At 59.8% G+C, this 14,464-nt stretch carries 17 protein-coding genes; 16 read left to right on the forward strand and 1 reads right to left on the reverse strand.

Features of this window, described 5'->3' with window-relative positions:
• The first annotated feature begins 3 nt into the window (after positions 1-3).
• The 11 genes from WC704_RS16585 to WC704_RS16635 all read left to right on the forward strand — a co-directional run bounded on the left by WC704_RS16585 (position 4) and on the right by WC704_RS16635 (position 8,744).
• Positions 4-348, forward strand: a complete 345-nt coding sequence (locus tag WC704_RS16585) for a hypothetical protein (protein WP_372891922.1) — start codon at positions 4-6, stop codon at positions 346-348.
• Positions 345-2,498, forward strand: a complete 2,154-nt coding sequence (locus tag WC704_RS16590; RefSeq protein ID WP_372891924.1) for a hypothetical protein — start codon at positions 345-347, stop codon at positions 2,496-2,498. The genes WC704_RS16585 and WC704_RS16590 overlap by 4 nt, the downstream gene beginning before the upstream one ends.
• A gap of 3 nt (positions 2,499-2,501) precedes the next feature.
• The gene (locus tag WC704_RS16595) at positions 2,502-2,789 is read left to right on the forward strand and encodes a hypothetical protein (RefSeq protein WP_372891926.1); all 288 of its coding nucleotides are present in this window, start codon (positions 2,502-2,504) and stop codon (positions 2,787-2,789) included.
• Complete coding sequence (locus tag WC704_RS16600; RefSeq protein ID WP_372891928.1) at positions 2,779-3,876, forward strand: hypothetical protein; 1,098 nt, start codon at positions 2,779-2,781, stop codon at positions 3,874-3,876. Before WC704_RS16595 ends, WC704_RS16600 begins: the two co-directional genes overlap by 11 nt.
• A 141-nt stretch (positions 3,877-4,017) precedes the next feature.
• A complete protein-coding gene (locus tag WC704_RS16605; protein ID WP_372891930.1) occupies positions 4,018-4,608 on the forward strand; it encodes a hypothetical protein in 591 nt (196 codons plus the stop codon).
• A 93-nt stretch (positions 4,609-4,701) separates the two neighbouring features.
• Complete coding sequence (locus WC704_RS16610) at positions 4,702-5,598, forward strand: hypothetical protein (protein ID WP_372891931.1); 897 nt, start codon at positions 4,702-4,704, stop codon at positions 5,596-5,598.
• Between the two features lie 23 nt (positions 5,599-5,621).
• Positions 5,622-5,840 (forward strand): hypothetical protein, encoded by a 219-nt coding sequence (locus tag WC704_RS16615; protein ID WP_372891933.1) that lies wholly within the window; start codon positions 5,622-5,624, stop codon positions 5,838-5,840.
• A gap of 48 nt (positions 5,841-5,888) precedes the next feature.
• Positions 5,889-6,101, forward strand: a complete 213-nt coding sequence (locus WC704_RS16620) for a hypothetical protein (protein ID WP_372891935.1) — start codon at positions 5,889-5,891, stop codon at positions 6,099-6,101.
• A gap of 61 nt (positions 6,102-6,162) precedes the next feature.
• Complete coding sequence (locus WC704_RS16625) at positions 6,163-6,312, forward strand: hypothetical protein (RefSeq protein WP_372891937.1); 150 nt, start codon at positions 6,163-6,165, stop codon at positions 6,310-6,312.
• Positions 6,313-7,005, forward strand: a complete 693-nt coding sequence (locus tag WC704_RS16630) for a hypothetical protein (RefSeq protein WP_372891939.1) — start codon at positions 6,313-6,315, stop codon at positions 7,003-7,005.
• Positions 7,002-8,744 carry a hypothetical protein gene (locus tag WC704_RS16635; RefSeq protein ID WP_372891941.1) on the forward strand — a complete coding sequence of 581 codons (1,743 nt, stop codon included), beginning with the start codon at positions 7,002-7,004 and terminating at the stop codon, positions 8,742-8,744. The genes WC704_RS16630 and WC704_RS16635 overlap by 4 nt, the downstream gene beginning before the upstream one ends.
• On the opposite strand, the gene WC704_RS16640 is transcribed toward WC704_RS16635, so the two are convergent.
• Positions 8,717-9,373, reverse strand: coding sequence for a hypothetical protein (locus tag WC704_RS16640; protein ID WP_372891943.1), 657 nt, complete (start codon positions 9,371-9,373; stop codon positions 8,717-8,719). The two genes, WC704_RS16635 and WC704_RS16640, sit on opposite strands and share 28 nt — an antisense overlap.
• A 60-nt stretch (positions 9,374-9,433) precedes the next feature.
• On the opposite strand from WC704_RS16640, the gene WC704_RS16645 reads away from it, so the two are divergent.
• The 5 genes from WC704_RS16645 to WC704_RS16665 are packed head-to-tail and all read left to right on the forward strand — an operon-like array spanning position 9,434 to position 14,366.
• Positions 9,434-10,729: a hypothetical protein gene (locus WC704_RS16645; protein WP_372891945.1), complete on the forward strand. Its 1,296-nt coding sequence runs from the start codon at positions 9,434-9,436 to the stop codon at positions 10,727-10,729.
• Entirely contained in the window at positions 10,729-11,790 is a 1,062-nt protein-coding gene (locus WC704_RS16650) for a hypothetical protein (RefSeq protein ID WP_372891947.1), read from the forward strand. The genes WC704_RS16645 and WC704_RS16650 overlap by 1 nt, the downstream gene beginning before the upstream one ends.
• Positions 11,787-12,890 (forward strand): hypothetical protein, encoded by a 1,104-nt coding sequence (locus WC704_RS16655; RefSeq protein WP_372891949.1) that lies wholly within the window; start codon positions 11,787-11,789, stop codon positions 12,888-12,890. Before WC704_RS16650 ends, WC704_RS16655 begins: the two co-directional genes overlap by 4 nt.
• Positions 12,887-13,483: a hypothetical protein gene (locus WC704_RS16660; RefSeq protein ID WP_372891951.1), complete on the forward strand. Its 597-nt coding sequence runs from the start codon at positions 12,887-12,889 to the stop codon at positions 13,481-13,483. Before WC704_RS16655 ends, WC704_RS16660 begins: the two co-directional genes overlap by 4 nt.
• Positions 13,473-14,366: a hypothetical protein gene (locus WC704_RS16665; protein WP_372891953.1), complete on the forward strand. Its 894-nt coding sequence runs from the start codon at positions 13,473-13,475 to the stop codon at positions 14,364-14,366. Before WC704_RS16660 ends, WC704_RS16665 begins: the two co-directional genes overlap by 11 nt.
• Positions 14,367-14,464: the final 98 nt, after the last annotated feature.

Genomic DNA, 14,464 nt, shown 5'->3' on the forward strand with positions numbered 1-14,464 from the left:
TTAATGACCAACATGCTCGTCACCGAAGGCTTTGAAGAACTCAAGGACTACGAAATCTGCAAGCGCGTGGGCGACTACCTGCACCAGAAATACCCGGGGACACCAGCCCTGCCGCACCTGTGGGCCGTGAGCATCCGCGGCGGCATGATCTACATCCAGAACATGGCGCTCAATCAGCAGAAGGGCTACGCAATCCGCCCTGAACTGGCCAGCGACGAGATGATCACGCGCGCCGGCGGCGAGATTCTTGAGCGCTACCGCATCAGCCGTGGCGTAGGTGGAGCGCAGCAAGCGCTTGAGCACCTGGTCAGGTACCCAGATTCCCGTTTGGTCAGGCACCCCACATGAGCGAGCACAACCCCGACTTGCTACCTCAGAGCAACCCCGAGAATCCAGTCTCGGATGCCGGTCCTGACCGCAGTGGTGACCCGGCGCTGATCCAGAAGGCCACCCAGATTTTCAACGACTCGACCACCTACCTGGAATCGAGCGTGCGCAAGAACTGGGAGCGGAACCTCGCCAACTGGATGAACAAGCACCCGCCCGGGAGCAAGTACGACACCAAGGACTACCGCAGCCGCAGCAAGATATTCCGGCCCCGCACGCGCTATGGCATTCGCAGCAACGAAGCTGCAGCCGCAACAGCCCTGTTCAGCAACAGCGACCTGATCAGCGTGACGGCCGAGAACGCCGGCAGCGCCAATGCAGCCGCCGCTGCGGGCATCCAGCAAGGCCTGCTCCAATACCGGCTCAGCAGGACCATTCCGTGGTTCCTGACCGCGATGGGCGCCTTTCAGGACACTGAGGTGTATGGCATCTGCGCCAGCTACAACTACTGGCACTACGAAGCGGTGGACGAGGACGAGCCGCCACCGACCGAGACCCAGACCACGATCGAGCAGAACGAGGAAGCCCAGGAGCCGGCACCCAGAGCCAAGCGCGTGCTCCACGACAAGCCCTGCATCGACCTGCTGGCCCCGGAGAACCTGAGATTCGACCCGGCCGCCGACTGGCGCGACCCGATCAACAGCAGCCCCTACTGCATCCGCATCGTCCCCATGTATATCGGGGAAGTGATGGAGAAGGCCGCCAATGGCGGCGGAGCCATCCCCTGGCGCCCATTCACGATGGGCCAACTTCAGAGCGCCAAGACCGACTACTACGACAGCACCCGCCGTGCCCGTGAGGAAAGCCGCGTTGACCCCGCGCAAGCCCAGACCAATAAGGAAACGCTTGTTTGGCTGCATGAGAACTTCGTCAAGAAGGGAGGCCGGGACTATGTGTTCTGGACCGTTGGCACCACTCTCGTCCTTTCGGACATGGTGCCGATCGAGCAGGTCTACCCACACCTCAAGGGCAAGCAGCGCCCGATCACCATGGGCATGGCCGTGCTGGAAGCCCACCGGACCTACCCGAGTGGCGTGGCGGACCTGACGGCCGGCCTGCAGGAAGCAACCAACGACACCGCCAACCAGCGCCTGGACAACGTGCGTCTGGCCATGAACAAGCGCTACTTCATCAAGCGCGGCCAGCAGATTGACCTCGACAACCTCATGCGCAGCGTGCCGGGCGGCGGAATCATGGTGGATAACCCTGAGACCGACGTGCGGGTGGTTGATACCCCCGACGTGACGAGCAGCAGCTATCAGGAGACCGATCGCTTCGACAACGCCATCGACGAGATGCACGGCGTATTCAGTGGATCCACCGTGCAGAGCAACCGCGGCGTAGGTGAGACCGTGGGCGGCATGAAGCTGCTGGACGGCTCAGCCAACGCCATCAGCGACTACAGCCTGCGCACCTTTGTCGAGACCTGGGTAGAGCCAACCCTGCGCCAACTGGTGTTGATGGAGGCCTACTACGAGGATGACCAGAACGTCATTGCCATTGCCGCGGAGCAGTCCAAGTTCTTCCAGAAGTTCAACGTCGATGCTGTAACCGACGAGATGCTGAGCAGCGAAGTGACGCTGGCGGTCAATGTCGGCATCGGCGCGACCAACCCGCAGCAGAAAGTGACCAATCTTGGCACTGCCTTCGGAGCCATATCGCAAGTTGCCCCCGACATGCTGGGCCAGATCAACGGCGAGGAAGTCATCAAGGAGGTGATGGGCAGCCTTGGCTACAAGGACGGCGCCCGCTTCTTCAAGCCAGTTGACCCGAACGCCCAGCAGCCTGAAGACCCCGCCGTGACCAAGGCCCGCATGGAGCTTGAGTTCAAGGCCCAGGACGCCGAGGCCAACCGGCAGCACGAACTGGCCATGAAGAAGATGGAGCTGACCAGCGCCGAGCGCCTTGGATATGCCGAACTGGCACTCAAGGAGGGCATCAGCTACGCCACCCTGCGATCCAAACTCCGCATGGACGCCGAGAAGCAGAAGAACACCGCCGGCCTGACCCTGATCAAGGACCGCACCCAGCGTGAGGTGGCCGCCCTGAAAGGCCAGCAGGCCAACAACGAATTGAAGTTCAAGGCCACGACTGGCCGGGAGGGCATCTAAGCCATGCCGATGGAACCGCAAGTCGTAGATGACCTGTATGCCGATGCCAACTTGGGCATCGAGATGGAGCAGTTCGAGCACCACAACGTCGGCAAGTACCTCACCGCCCGGGCCAGGCAGGAGATCAAGGATTTCAACAACTGGTGCTGCACACCCGGGTCTGAACCCGCTGAGTTCGCCCAGAAACGAATACCCGCCGTAGCGGCCGTGATGGCGCTTGCATGGATCAAAGAGGCGATTGCGAACGGCCGCAACGCTCAAATCATATTGGAGCAACGCAATGACAACTGAAGCTACCCAAGAGAATCTGGGCGTGGATGTGGCCGAACAGACCACCACCCACGCTGACAAGGCTGCTGTGGTGCAGGTATCCGAACGACAGGCCTTGATGGACTCCATCACCGCCGAGCGCCGCGCGGAGCGTGATGCTGAAAACGAACTGAAGCCGGGCGCCACAGCTGAGAATGATGACCCCGAAGATGAGCCGGCCGCTGCCACGAAGGACAAGCAGGCTGACCCAACCGCAGCCCCCGTGCACATGCGCGACGGCAAGTGGTACTCCACCCTGAAGGTGGATGGGGTCGAGATGGAAGTGCCCTACGAGCAAGCCATCGCCACCGCACAGAAGAACATCAGCGCTGACAAGCGCCTGGAAGCCGCTGCCGAGGCCGAGAAGTCGGTCAGGGGCAAGGCATTGCTTTTGGCACAGGAAGAGAAGAGAATCCTTGCAGCAATAACGGCAGCCAAGGCTACCGGTCAAGTCAAGCCATCCGCAACGGACGCTTCAGACTTGAAAACGCTCTCCCGCGAGTATCACAAGAAGTTGCTCGAAGGAGACGAGGATGGTGCGACAGAGATTATGGCAACGATGATGGAGGGGCGCCGACCAGCCACCCCTGAAGTCGATGATGCCACGATCAAGGAGCACATCCGACAAGCGGTACCCGCCATCACCCGGGAAGTCGAGACCCGCGCAGCCGCATCGCGCATTCAAAGCGACCTGGACACGACGGTGGCAAAGTTTTACGGCGACCGCAAGGACATCGCCGGCGACAAAATCCTGAAGAACATGCATGACCTGATCACCGCCGATGTGATCGAAGAAAAGACCGGACTCTCGGTCAACGACTTCCTGAAGCGCGGCGGCACACCCGATCTGGACTTCAAAGGCGTGATGGCGGAAGCCGCCAAGCGTCTTGACACCAGGATGGGCAGGACCATGCAGGACCGGACGGAACGCAAGAAGAACCTCGCCACGCCAGCAGTTGGTGCCTCCGCAACCATCCCTGCCCAGCGTGAAGAACCCGAGATGACACGCGATGCGTACCGGGAGAAAGCGATGGATGAGATCAGGAAAAAGCGCGGACAAGCTGCATAACCAATTCATCTACAGGAGATACAACTATGGCTGGTCAAGTTTGGGGTACCGATTCACTCGGTAAATAATACTGCCGAGTTTAAACAGCGCTATTTGCTGGAAACTCTCGTTAAGCCATCCGACTACCTAGGTGAAACTGGAATGGATAGAGACAATCAGCAGGACACTGCAACTGAGGCCGAAGTGGCATGGTTAGCAGGGATCATCGAAGGTGACGGCACATTGTCATTGTCGATGAGTTGCAGGGTGGAACGAGCCGCACCAAAAGTGTCGGTCACCGTGAAGCTCTACAACACTGACGGATTCGTGATCAAGAAGGCGATTGAGATTCTCGACAAGATGGGTGTTCGCACCTACCTCAACGAGAGGGAACAAAAGCCGATGTTGAAGCAGGGCGGCGGCGAGTACACCTCGCGCGACTCCATGCTCACCATCACGGTGAACAAGATGGAAAGTTCTCACCGGCTCTTGGAGCGCATCCGACCATGGCTATTCGGTAATAAAGCGGCGAGAGCCGACCTGATGACACGCTACCTGATAGGGCGATTCGACAAGTTCGCCAAGAACGGTGGATACAAGCAGGTTGCTCTGGGCCAGGACGATGTGGACACGGTGAAGGATTTCTACAAACTCACCAACCCCAACAAGTCCTGCCGCATGCACGCCTCAACAAGCAGGTTCCTCAACGACTACACGCGCTGCGTGCCGGAAACGGCTAAAGATATAGTCTGAACTCCACCGAGAGGTGGAGAGGGTGATCCGAAGAGGTTGCCCCGCCCGCAAGGGTCAGTAGGCCGCAAGGCTGAAGTAACAGAACTGGGTTTTATGTATTCCGACCAACTGTCCGACATTTTGCGCACCGCGCTGCAGAGCATGGTGCGTTTCCGTCAGTTCTCTGACGTCAAGGAAGGCAAGGGCCTGTCGAAGGGCGCGCGCCTCTACTGGAACATTTACGGCGATACCGTGAACGCCGGCGGCCCGATCTCGGAAACGCAGACGATGCCGGAGACCAACTACGTCATCCGCCAGGAGTCGCTGGTCGTGACGGAATACGGCATCGGCGTCCCCTTCACCGCCAAGCTCGACAACTTGTCGAAGCACTCGGTGACCGAAGTGGTCAACAAGGTGCTGAAGAACAACGCCCGCAAGGCGCTGGATTACGCTGCATGGGGCCAGTGGAATCTGGCACTGCTCACCGTGACCCCGGCGTCGGGCAACAGCGCAACGGCGATCACGCTGGAAACGACCGGCACGCCGACCGCGACCAACAACGTGGCAATGAACAAGACCCACGTCAAGCTGATCTCGGATCAGATGAAGGAACGAGACATCACGCCGTTCGACGGCGAGCACTACGGCTGCATTGCCCGCCCGAGCACGTACCGCACCTTCAAGAACGAACTGGAAGCCGTCTACCAGTACGTCGATCAGGGTTTCCAGCTCATCTACAACGGTGAAATCGGGCGCTACGAGGGCATCCGCTTCATCGAGCAGACCGCTGTGGCCTCTGCCGGCTGGACCAACGGCCTCTCGGATCGCGCCTACTTCTTCGGCGCCGACACCGTGGCTGAAGGCATCGTGATCCCCGAGGAAATCCGCGGCAAGATTCCCACGGACTTTGGCCGTGACCGCGGTATCGCCTGGTATTACCTGGGCGGCTTCGGCCTGTGCCACACCGATGCGCCGCAGGGCCGCATCATCCGTTGGGCCTCTGCGGCCTAATCTCACCCACAAGGAGCAATGAAATGGAAAACGCAACCAAGGGCAGCCCCCCCTCCAAGGAAAGCCTCAACGTGCCTGAGAGCGCTGGTTCGGACTTGAAGTCATCCAAGTTTCCGGCCCACGCCAAGGGCGGCAGCCTCGCGGAAGGCTGTTCGATGATCTCGAAGACGCCTGACGTCGGGAACATGTATCCCGTCAACGGCGACATCGCCAAGATGCCGAAGGGCAACGACCGCATCTAGTAACCGAGAAGGGGGCTGGAAACAGCCCCCAACTCCAAGGAGAACGAGATGGCCGCTATCAACGCGATACTCCCCGACCTGCGCCTGCCGAGCGAGAGCAAGCCGCTGAAAGACTCGCCCCCGATGGGTGAAGGACTTTGCTGCATCGAGCGCATGCGTTACCCCAACAACAAGTACCCGACCCTGGAGCGTGAACGTGCCAAACCACAGCGAGCAGATGGATTGGAAGAGGCCGTACGGTTCGATTTCGGGGAGCCTTGATACCCACCCCGGAGCGCGGTATTTCCAGGATGGGCGCTACTTCAATGCCAATGGCGACGAAGTGGCTGAGCGATCTGCCAAGAAGGTCGAGACCATTGAGGGACCGGTAGCGATTGCCGACCTGATTGTGGCACCGGCGGACGACGAGCCCCTGCTTGACGTGGAAGTGAACCTGCCCAAGCGCCGCGGGCGACTGCCGAAGGTGCTTTAAGTGACCTACCTGGAACTGGTTCAGAGACTCCGTAGCGAGACCGGCATCGCCGGCAGCGGACCGACTAGCATTGCCACGGCCACCTACGATCTGGCGCGGCTGGCTGTGTGGGTCAACATGGCCTACAAGGACATCGTGATGAAGTGGAAGGATTGGAAGTTCCTCTGGGACACCGCCACGTTCAATACCGTTGCAAGCCAGTCTGACTACGCCGTAGGCGTGACCAACCAACTGCCTGCAGACCTGAAGATGCTGGACGAGGTGACCGTGCGTATCGGCACCGACCTCCAGCAGATGGAATATGTGCCGTTCAGGGACTATCGCAAGGACCAGCAAAGCTGGGGCACCACTGCGGTTGAAACCCCAGCTTTCTTCACGGTGCTGCCCAACAACAGCATCCGGCTGCTGCCGGCGCCAACCGGCGTCAAGGCGATTGCTTTTGACTATTACGTGAAGGCCCCGGATCTGGCGCTGGACACCGACGAGCCGCTGATCCCGGAGGATTACCACGACATCATCATCCATCGGGCGAAGATGTTCTGGGCGCAATTTGAAGAGTCGCCTTTTGAACTCCAGGGCGCACAGTCTGAATTCGATCTGGCCATGAAGCAACTTGAGGCTGACTATGGCCCCAGCACGAACTTTGAACATGCTAGGGCCCGCGGTGGCGACATCGTGGTACGCGCGGAATGACATCTGCGATCTCAACGGTGTTGATGGCCGGCGGACTCGACCTGGTTGAGCCCTACCTGACCATCCCCAAAGGGAAACTGATTGATGCCCTGAACTACGAGTGCCGTCCAAGGGGCGGCTACCGGCGCATCAACGGTTACACGCTCTACGACGGCAGCGACACCGCCGCGGCAGTCGCTGGCGAGGGTGTGGTGCGTGGCGTCTGGGTCTACAACGGCGACATTTACGCCTTCAGGGACCAGACCAGCGTTGGCGGCATGTTCAAGGCTGGCGTGACCGGATGGGTCCAGCAGACCTTCAACCCCGTGCTGCACTACAACACCGGCACCCGGATATTCGCGGAGGGGACCACGGTGACCGGCGTGACCTCCACCGCTACGGGCGTAATCAGGCGCGTGGTCTATTCCACCGGGCTGACTGACCAAGGAAACGTGACCGGCCTGCTGGTGCTGAGCGGCGTGACCGGCACCTTTCAGGCGGCCGAGAACCTGCAAGTGGGCGGCGTGACCTATGCCAAGGCAGTAGCGGCCCAAGCCACCTACACCCTGCCCAAGGGCGGCAGCTACCGGTTTCGCAACCACAACTTCTACGGCCAGGCTGACACCAAGCGCATGTACGGCGTCAATGGCGTAGGTGTTGCCTTTGAATGGGACGGCACCTACTTCGTCCCGATCGAGGATGGCAGTGGTGCGGTGTATCCGACTCAGCTTGAGATCCACAAAAGCAGCTTGCACCTGATGTATGACAAGGGCAGCGACATCGTGAGCGCCGTTGGCAACCCCCTGAGCTTCAACGTGCTGGAAGGGGCGACTGAGATTGCGGTAGGCGACACCATCGAGAGCACCAAGGCCATGACCGGCGGCACCTTGGCCATTGGCTGCCGGGACAGCATCCAGGTGCTGTACGGAGACGACGCCGACACCTACCAGATCCAGCAATACGCAGCCCGCGGCATCCGCGCTGACACCATGCGCGAGATCAGCGGCCTGACCATGTTCCTCGATGACAACGGCCTTGAGAGCGTGCAGGCGGCGGCCAGCTACGGCGACTTCAGCGGAAACACCATTTCATCGTCAGTAAACCCCAGGCTGATCCGCGACAACACCTACGCGGGTGACGCGGTGGCCGTGGCCTGCCGGACCAAGGGCCAGTACCGCATCTTCTTCGGACAGGTCGGCTGGTATTTCTGCTTTGAAGGGACGAAGTTTGTGGGCGCAACACCGGTCACCTACAACAACTCTGTGCTGTGTGCCTGCTCGGGCGAGGATGACAACGATAAGGAAGTGCTGTTCTTCGGCAGCAGCGACGGCAACGTCTTCAAGATGGACGATGGCTACAATTTCAACGGGACGGCGATCACTGCCTACCTGAAGTTCCCATTCAATTCGGAGTCCAACCCGACGCAGCGCAAGCACTTCCGAGATATGCGAACCTACGTTGAGGTGGAGGGCGCGCAGCCGATTTTGAACTATCGCGCGGACTTCGATTTCAACCTTGGTGTCTCACAGTCGAGCGACATTATTCCGCTGATGACTCAAGGCGCCAATGGGTCAGCCTGGGATGAGGGTTTCTGGGATACCTTCTATTTCGCGGATGAAACTCCCAATGAGGCGTACGCTCGGATTGATGGTACTGGACAAAATTTGTCGATCACAATTTATAGCGCCGGAACCGAGGCTGGAACCCATACGATCTACAGCAATATATTTCGTTACTCGTTTCGTAGGCAGATGCGATGACGCGCCCTCAACTTTCCTTTGGTAAAAACTTGCTCAATCGGGAATCCCTCTTTGATTCGATCAACTATCGTTCCGGCCAAAATGCCAGTTTCGTCGGCCCACTGTTGAGCGGTTTGTGTTCTCCCATCATGGAATATAAAGACGTTCCCGCGCCTGTTATTGGCCTGTTCCTTTCTTGTGGCCCACTTGCAGTTCTCTGGCGAGTAGCCAAGTGTATTGTCCATGCGCTCGATGGAGTGCTTCGTGGATGGCTTGAACTTCATGTCAGCAATGAAGTTGGTGTAGTTCATCCATCGCTCGCAGACGGTTATCCCCCTCGCGCCATAGTTTTTGTAGCGCGCATCATTCGGATTAAGGCAGCGCTCTTTCATCGCGTGCCAAGCCCTGTATTCAGGAATCCTAGCGTGACCGAGCATGTTCTTGTGGAGGACACCAGCCTTGGCCCTTGCTACCGCACCCTCATCGCGGAGACAGCCGCACGACCTCGTAGCACCAGCGGCCACATGGTCTTTCCTGTAAACCTTCTGGGTGCCGCAATCGCATCTGCAAAGGCACATCCACTTATCCCCTGTCTTGAAGGATGAAATGACCGTGAGTCGTTCAAACCGCAATCCAACTACAGAACCCATATCGGCGCGCTCCTTTGTATGGGCGATGAATATAGCATATTTCAATGGGAGTAAAAAGTAATGGCATTCAATGGTGCGGGCATCTTTTCACGGCTCTACTCGTGGACGACTGACAAGGCCAACAGCATCAAGGTGCTCGCATCCCGCATGGACGCCGAGATGGACGGCATGGCAACCGGCCTCAGTTCGTGCCTCGTCAAAGACGGCCAGCAGAACCCCACCGCCAACCTGCCGATGGCCACGAAGCGCCACACCGGCGTCGGTGACGCGGCTGCGCGCACGGACTATGCTGCGGCTGGGCAGATTCAGGACGGTGGCCTGATCTACGCTGCGACCGTAGGCGGTACTGGTGATGCCATTGTGCTGACGCTTGCTCCTGCGATCACCGCATATGCACCCGGGGCCGTGGTCAGCTTCATCGCAGGCGCAGCCAACACTGGCGCAACGACCGTCAACATCAACTCTGTCGGCGTGCAGTCGGTAGTCGGCGGGAACGGCAGCGCTCTTGTGGCAAATGAGATCGTGAGTGGGCAAGTCGTAGTGCTGGTCTGCAAGACCGCTACCCTGTGGCAAGTAGTGAATAAGGTGGCGATCAGTTCTTCCAACGTGCAATCAGGCACGTATCTGTGGGGCGGGACCAGCGGCGGCTCCGCGAATGCACAGACCATCACCTTGTCACCAGTGCCGGCGGCTTATGCGGCTGGTCAGACGTTCCGCTTCATCGCTGGCTTTGCAAATACCAGCTCGATCACCCTGAACGTCAACGGGCTTGGCGCAAAGACTCTGAAATTGAGTAGCGGGGCTGTCAATCTTCGTGTCGGTGACATCATCGCAGGAGGGGTTTACCAAGTCACTTATGACGGAACGAATTTCGTCACCACGCTCGATGTTAGTAGCGGAACGATTGTAGGCTCTGCGACTACTACGTCCAGCACTCAGGCATCGACCGCATCAACCATTCCGTTTGACAACACGAAGCCGCAGAGCGGAGAGGGCGCGGAATACACCCAGATTGCTACCTCTTACACTCCGGTTTATGCCAGTTCCCTGCTTGAAGTGACTGTCTTCATACCGATTGTTGATTTAGACGAGGCCGGAACCGTGACATACGCGCTGTTCAAGAACAGTGATGCGGATGCAGTGCAATCTGTTTGCCATACGTGGGCTGCTGCGACAGTGCCTCGCCCACTCTCAATGACCTACATTGTTGCTGCTGGGTCAACCAGCGCGGCGACTTTCAAACTCAGATATGGCGCTGATGCAGGAACGGCGGCAATTAACTCGCCGTCGCTGATTGGTAGTCGGTACAATGGTGCCTACGTTGCTTCAATGACGATCAAGGAGATTAGACAGTAATGGCTACCGCGACCCCATTGAAGCCCACGATCAAGCCCGTCGTCGGCCAAGCTTACAAGCCCAGTACCCAGAACGGGACGACCAACATTGCCCAGACCGGCCTTGGCGCGCAGGAAACGCTGGCTGCCCCCGAGTCAGTCGAGGCCCGTACCCAAGGCATCCTGACTGACACGAACAGCAGCGGCCTGATGCAGAAGGCCAAGGCAGAGGGACTGGCGACTGCCAACCGCAGGGGCCTGATCAACAGCAGCATCGCCGCCGGCGCCAGCCAGAAGGCCATGTATGACGTCGCCGTGCCGATCGCCGCGGCTGATGCTGGCGCCTCGAACGCCTTCAGCCGTGCCGATCAGGATTTCGGCTTCAATCAGAACCTGCAAACCCAGGCTGAGCAGGCCACGGCCACCCTGCAAACCAACCTGCAATCCGCCCAGTTGGCTGCGCAGAGTGCCATGCAGAAGGCCCAGTTCGGGCAGGAACTGACCTTGCAGGAGAAGGATCTGATCAGCAAGGTGAAACTGGCTGAGACGGCCTTCAACCAGAACAAGCAACTGCTGTCTCAGGAGTATGGTCTACGTGGAACATTGCAGGACCAGGACCTTGCCGGCCGCACCAAGCTGCAGGAACTGGCGGGCACCCAGAGCATGCAGCAGCAGCAGGCCGGCCAGACCTTTACCCGCGAGCAGAATGAGTTCAACACGAGGAACCAGGTCTTCCTGCAGAACGCCCAGAACCAGTTTGCCGCGGTGTTGCAGCGCAGCGCAGGCGCATCGCAGATATTCCAATCAGCTTCGGACGAGCTGCAAGCGATTGTGAGCAACCCAAACTTCGACAAGCCAACCCGCGAGAAGTTGATCGCCGAGGTAAACACGAACATGAACCTGCGCCTTGGCCTGCAGCGCGACTTGCTTGGCTTTGGCACGCAGCAGCCAAACGACCCCAACTACGTGAACACCAAGAAGCCGACCAAAGTTCCGCCCGGACAAACCCAGGCAGGCGCAATTACGCCAGAACAGCAGGCCGCCATTGATCGCATACGCGGCGTCGTTGGAGCGAGACTATGAGCAACCCATTCAAGCGTATCGGCAAGGGCCTCAATAAGGCCTTCCGCGCCCCCGGCCGTGAACTGGCCCGGTTTGCTAAAAAGCAGGACGAGAAGTGGGGCGACAAGCTGTTCGGCAGCATCCCCAAGAGCGTCAGGATGCGAATGCTTAATACGACCATCGGCGGTCCGGGTCTTGCGAAGTCGATGGACTACGAAGGCGCCGAGATGGAGGGCCGGTCTGGCTGGCTGGCTGTCAGGCAGGCCATTGCACAGGATGCGGTCATTGGAGTGGTGGCGCTGGCTACCTACTTCACGGGCGGCGGCACGATTGGAGCAATCGGCGGTGCTGGATCAACGGCGGCCACCATCAGCACCGGTGCGCTTGTCGGTGGCGGACTCAGCGCCGGTTCGACCGCCCTGCAGGGAGGCAACCTTGAGGATATTGGAAAGGGATTCGGCACGGGCTTTGTGGCTGGCGGTGTTGGCGCTGGCGCCGGCGCTCTTGTTGGCCCCGGCACTGGCCTCATGGGAGCGGCCACCCAAGGCGCAGTCGTCGGTGGAGTCGGAAACGCCACCAACACCGCCCTGCAAGGAGGTAACAGCAGCGACATCCTGCAGGCAGGTGCTGCAGGTGGTGCAGTAGGTGGCTTGGCCGGCGCGGCGCGCTATGGCATGAATCAACAGCCCAGTGTCACCCCTGCTGCTGAAGCGCCGCAAGCGGACGCGGGTGACATGTTCGGTGCCAGCCCGAATCCGAACGCTCCGCCCACGAACACCACGATGGACTCAAGCGTTTCTGCGCCCGGTATCGGCGACAAGACGATCGCCAACCTGACCGGAAACCAAGCCCCCGGCAGCCGCTTCGGCGCCATTGGTGATTTCGTCAAGAGCCCGGGCGGTGGTCTGGTAGCGGCAGGCGCCATGCAAGCCGCAGGCGGACTGATTGGTGGCGCTGGTGGACCGGACGAGGAAGAGGCGCTACGAGCACGCCAGCGCGCAACCAACCTCGAAGGCGTGAACATCGGCTTCAGTCCTGAGTACGAGGCCTACCAGATGCCTGATCTCGTGGCAGAATATGACAAGTTTGTCGCAGGCCGCGGCTACGGGAGAGGGTCATGAGCGTCCCAGCAGAACAGATGCAGCAACCCATGCCCCAGGACGTGGCCCCGACCGCGCAGGATGAGATGCAGCCGGATACCGGAGGGCAAGGTGACGAGGACAGCCAGCAGGCCTACGAGGCCGTGTGCGCCGTGATCGACACCATGCTCTTCAAGGACCAGAAAACATCGGATGCCGTGATGAAGTCCCTGAGCGAGCCCTACCCCAACAGCATTGCCCAAGCCAGCGCCCAGATCGTGCAGACCATCGACGAGCGGCTGGACAACAAGCTGCCCGATGACGTGATCATCCCGGCCGCCAGTTACGCCGCCGAGCAGATCGGCCAGATGGCTGAGGCTGCAGGGCTGGTGAAGATCGATGAAGAGTTCGTCAAGCAGACCTTGGGATTCACAATGGCAGAGGCAGGCAAGCTCTATGGCGTTGGACCTGACGAGATGCAGGCGCAGGCTCAAGAGGCCAGCGGACAACTGCCAACGGAAGAAACCGGTGAACCCCCGCAGGATGAATCGATGGAACCCATGCAGGAAGAGATGATGCCTGCCAAGGGACTCGCAAGCGCTGCTGCACCACAGGGAGCACCGTATGGGTCGTAGGCAGATGCAGGGGCTGGGAGCAGTCCTCACCAACATCGGCAACGTCTGGATGCAGTACGCCGTGCAGAAGGGCCTGCTGGGTGAAGAAGTGGCGGCGAAGAAGGACTTGGCGCAGTTCGAGGATGGGCTGGCGGTAGCGCGTGATGCGCGCCTCGAAGCGCTGCGCGTGGACAGCGCAGGAAAGATCGCAAACATCAATACCGAAGCGGCCATCAAGGCAGACACCGATCCGCGCGTGCTCGAAGCCAAGAAAGGCCTGATGCAGACCGAGAACAAGCTGAAACTTGATACCGGCAGCCAACTCGCTTCAATCGAGACCCGGGAAGCCATCAAGCGCGGAAGTGCCGAGACCGCAGAATTGAGCAAGCGCGCCGGCGCCGCGGTGACGGCCAAGATCGAGGAAGCTAAAACCATCCTCGATGCCGCCCGCAAAGACCCATCTCTGGCCGTGAGTCTGGGCCTGAAGAAGCCCGACGAGTGGGCGGTGACCAGTCGCAAGAGCCGCGGCGTGGACGAGATGGGGAACGCTGTGGTTACGGAAGAGCCTATCTTCTACAACAAGAACGATCCTGCCCAGACCCGCATGGTGACCAACCACCCGGCGATACCGAAGGGCGGGCAGGCCGGCGCGACATCTGCGCAGCCAAGCGCTGGCGGCCTTGCTTCCCGCGCTGCTGCCCCCGCGCGCCAGCCCGGCACACCAGTTGCCAGCGTCAACGACATCTTCTCGCAGAGCGCCACCCAGGCGGACCTGCAAGAGCAGATCGACACTCTGCGCAACAACGCCACCCCTGACACGATCGATGACGTGAACCGGCAGATTGCTGACATGCAAGACCAGATAGACTCTGAGCGGAGAGCCAACCTCGCTGGATACCGATAAATGGAAGTCGTCACCCCGGAAGAGTACGCAGCCCGAGAGGCCTACTGGACCAGCCAGGCAAAACCTGTTGCAACGGCCGACCAACCAAGCGTCAGCGG

It is taken from the genome of Sphingomonas sp. (assembly GCF_041661885.1).
GTDB lineage: Bacteria > Pseudomonadota > Alphaproteobacteria > Sphingomonadales > Sphingomonadaceae > Sphingomonas.

Bases quoted from the DNA above. Each gene is read 5' to 3' on its own strand.
- WC704_RS16585 (WP_372891922.1), top strand. From the start codon at position 4: ATGACCAACATGCTCGTCACCGAAGGCTTTGAAGAACTCAAGGACTAC.
- WC704_RS16590 (WP_372891924.1), top strand. From the start codon at position 345: ATGAGCGAGCACAACCCCGACTTGCTACCTCAGAGCAACCCCGAGAAT.
- WC704_RS16595 (WP_372891926.1), top strand. From the start codon at position 2,502: ATGCCGATGGAACCGCAAGTCGTAGATGACCTGTATGCCGATGCCAAC.
- WC704_RS16600 (WP_372891928.1), top strand. From the start codon at position 2,779: ATGACAACTGAAGCTACCCAAGAGAATCTGGGCGTGGATGTGGCCGAA.
- WC704_RS16605 (WP_372891930.1), top strand. From the start codon at position 4,018: ATGGATAGAGACAATCAGCAGGACACTGCAACTGAGGCCGAAGTGGCA.
- WC704_RS16610 (WP_372891931.1), top strand. From the start codon at position 4,702: ATGTATTCCGACCAACTGTCCGACATTTTGCGCACCGCGCTGCAGAGC.
- WC704_RS16615 (WP_372891933.1), top strand. From the start codon at position 5,622: ATGGAAAACGCAACCAAGGGCAGCCCCCCCTCCAAGGAAAGCCTCAAC.
- WC704_RS16620 (WP_372891935.1), top strand. From the start codon at position 5,889: ATGGCCGCTATCAACGCGATACTCCCCGACCTGCGCCTGCCGAGCGAG.
- WC704_RS16635 (WP_372891941.1), top strand. From the start codon at position 7,002: ATGACATCTGCGATCTCAACGGTGTTGATGGCCGGCGGACTCGACCTG.
- WC704_RS16640 (WP_372891943.1), bottom strand. From the start codon at position 9,373: ATGGGTTCTGTAGTTGGATTGCGGTTTGAACGACTCACGGTCATTTCA.
- WC704_RS16645 (WP_372891945.1), top strand. From the start codon at position 9,434: ATGGCATTCAATGGTGCGGGCATCTTTTCACGGCTCTACTCGTGGACG.
- WC704_RS16650 (WP_372891947.1), top strand. From the start codon at position 10,729: ATGGCTACCGCGACCCCATTGAAGCCCACGATCAAGCCCGTCGTCGGC.
- WC704_RS16655 (WP_372891949.1), top strand. From the start codon at position 11,787: ATGAGCAACCCATTCAAGCGTATCGGCAAGGGCCTCAATAAGGCCTTC.
- WC704_RS16660 (WP_372891951.1), top strand. From the start codon at position 12,887: ATGAGCGTCCCAGCAGAACAGATGCAGCAACCCATGCCCCAGGACGTG.
- WC704_RS16665 (WP_372891953.1), top strand. From the start codon at position 13,473: ATGGGTCGTAGGCAGATGCAGGGGCTGGGAGCAGTCCTCACCAACATC.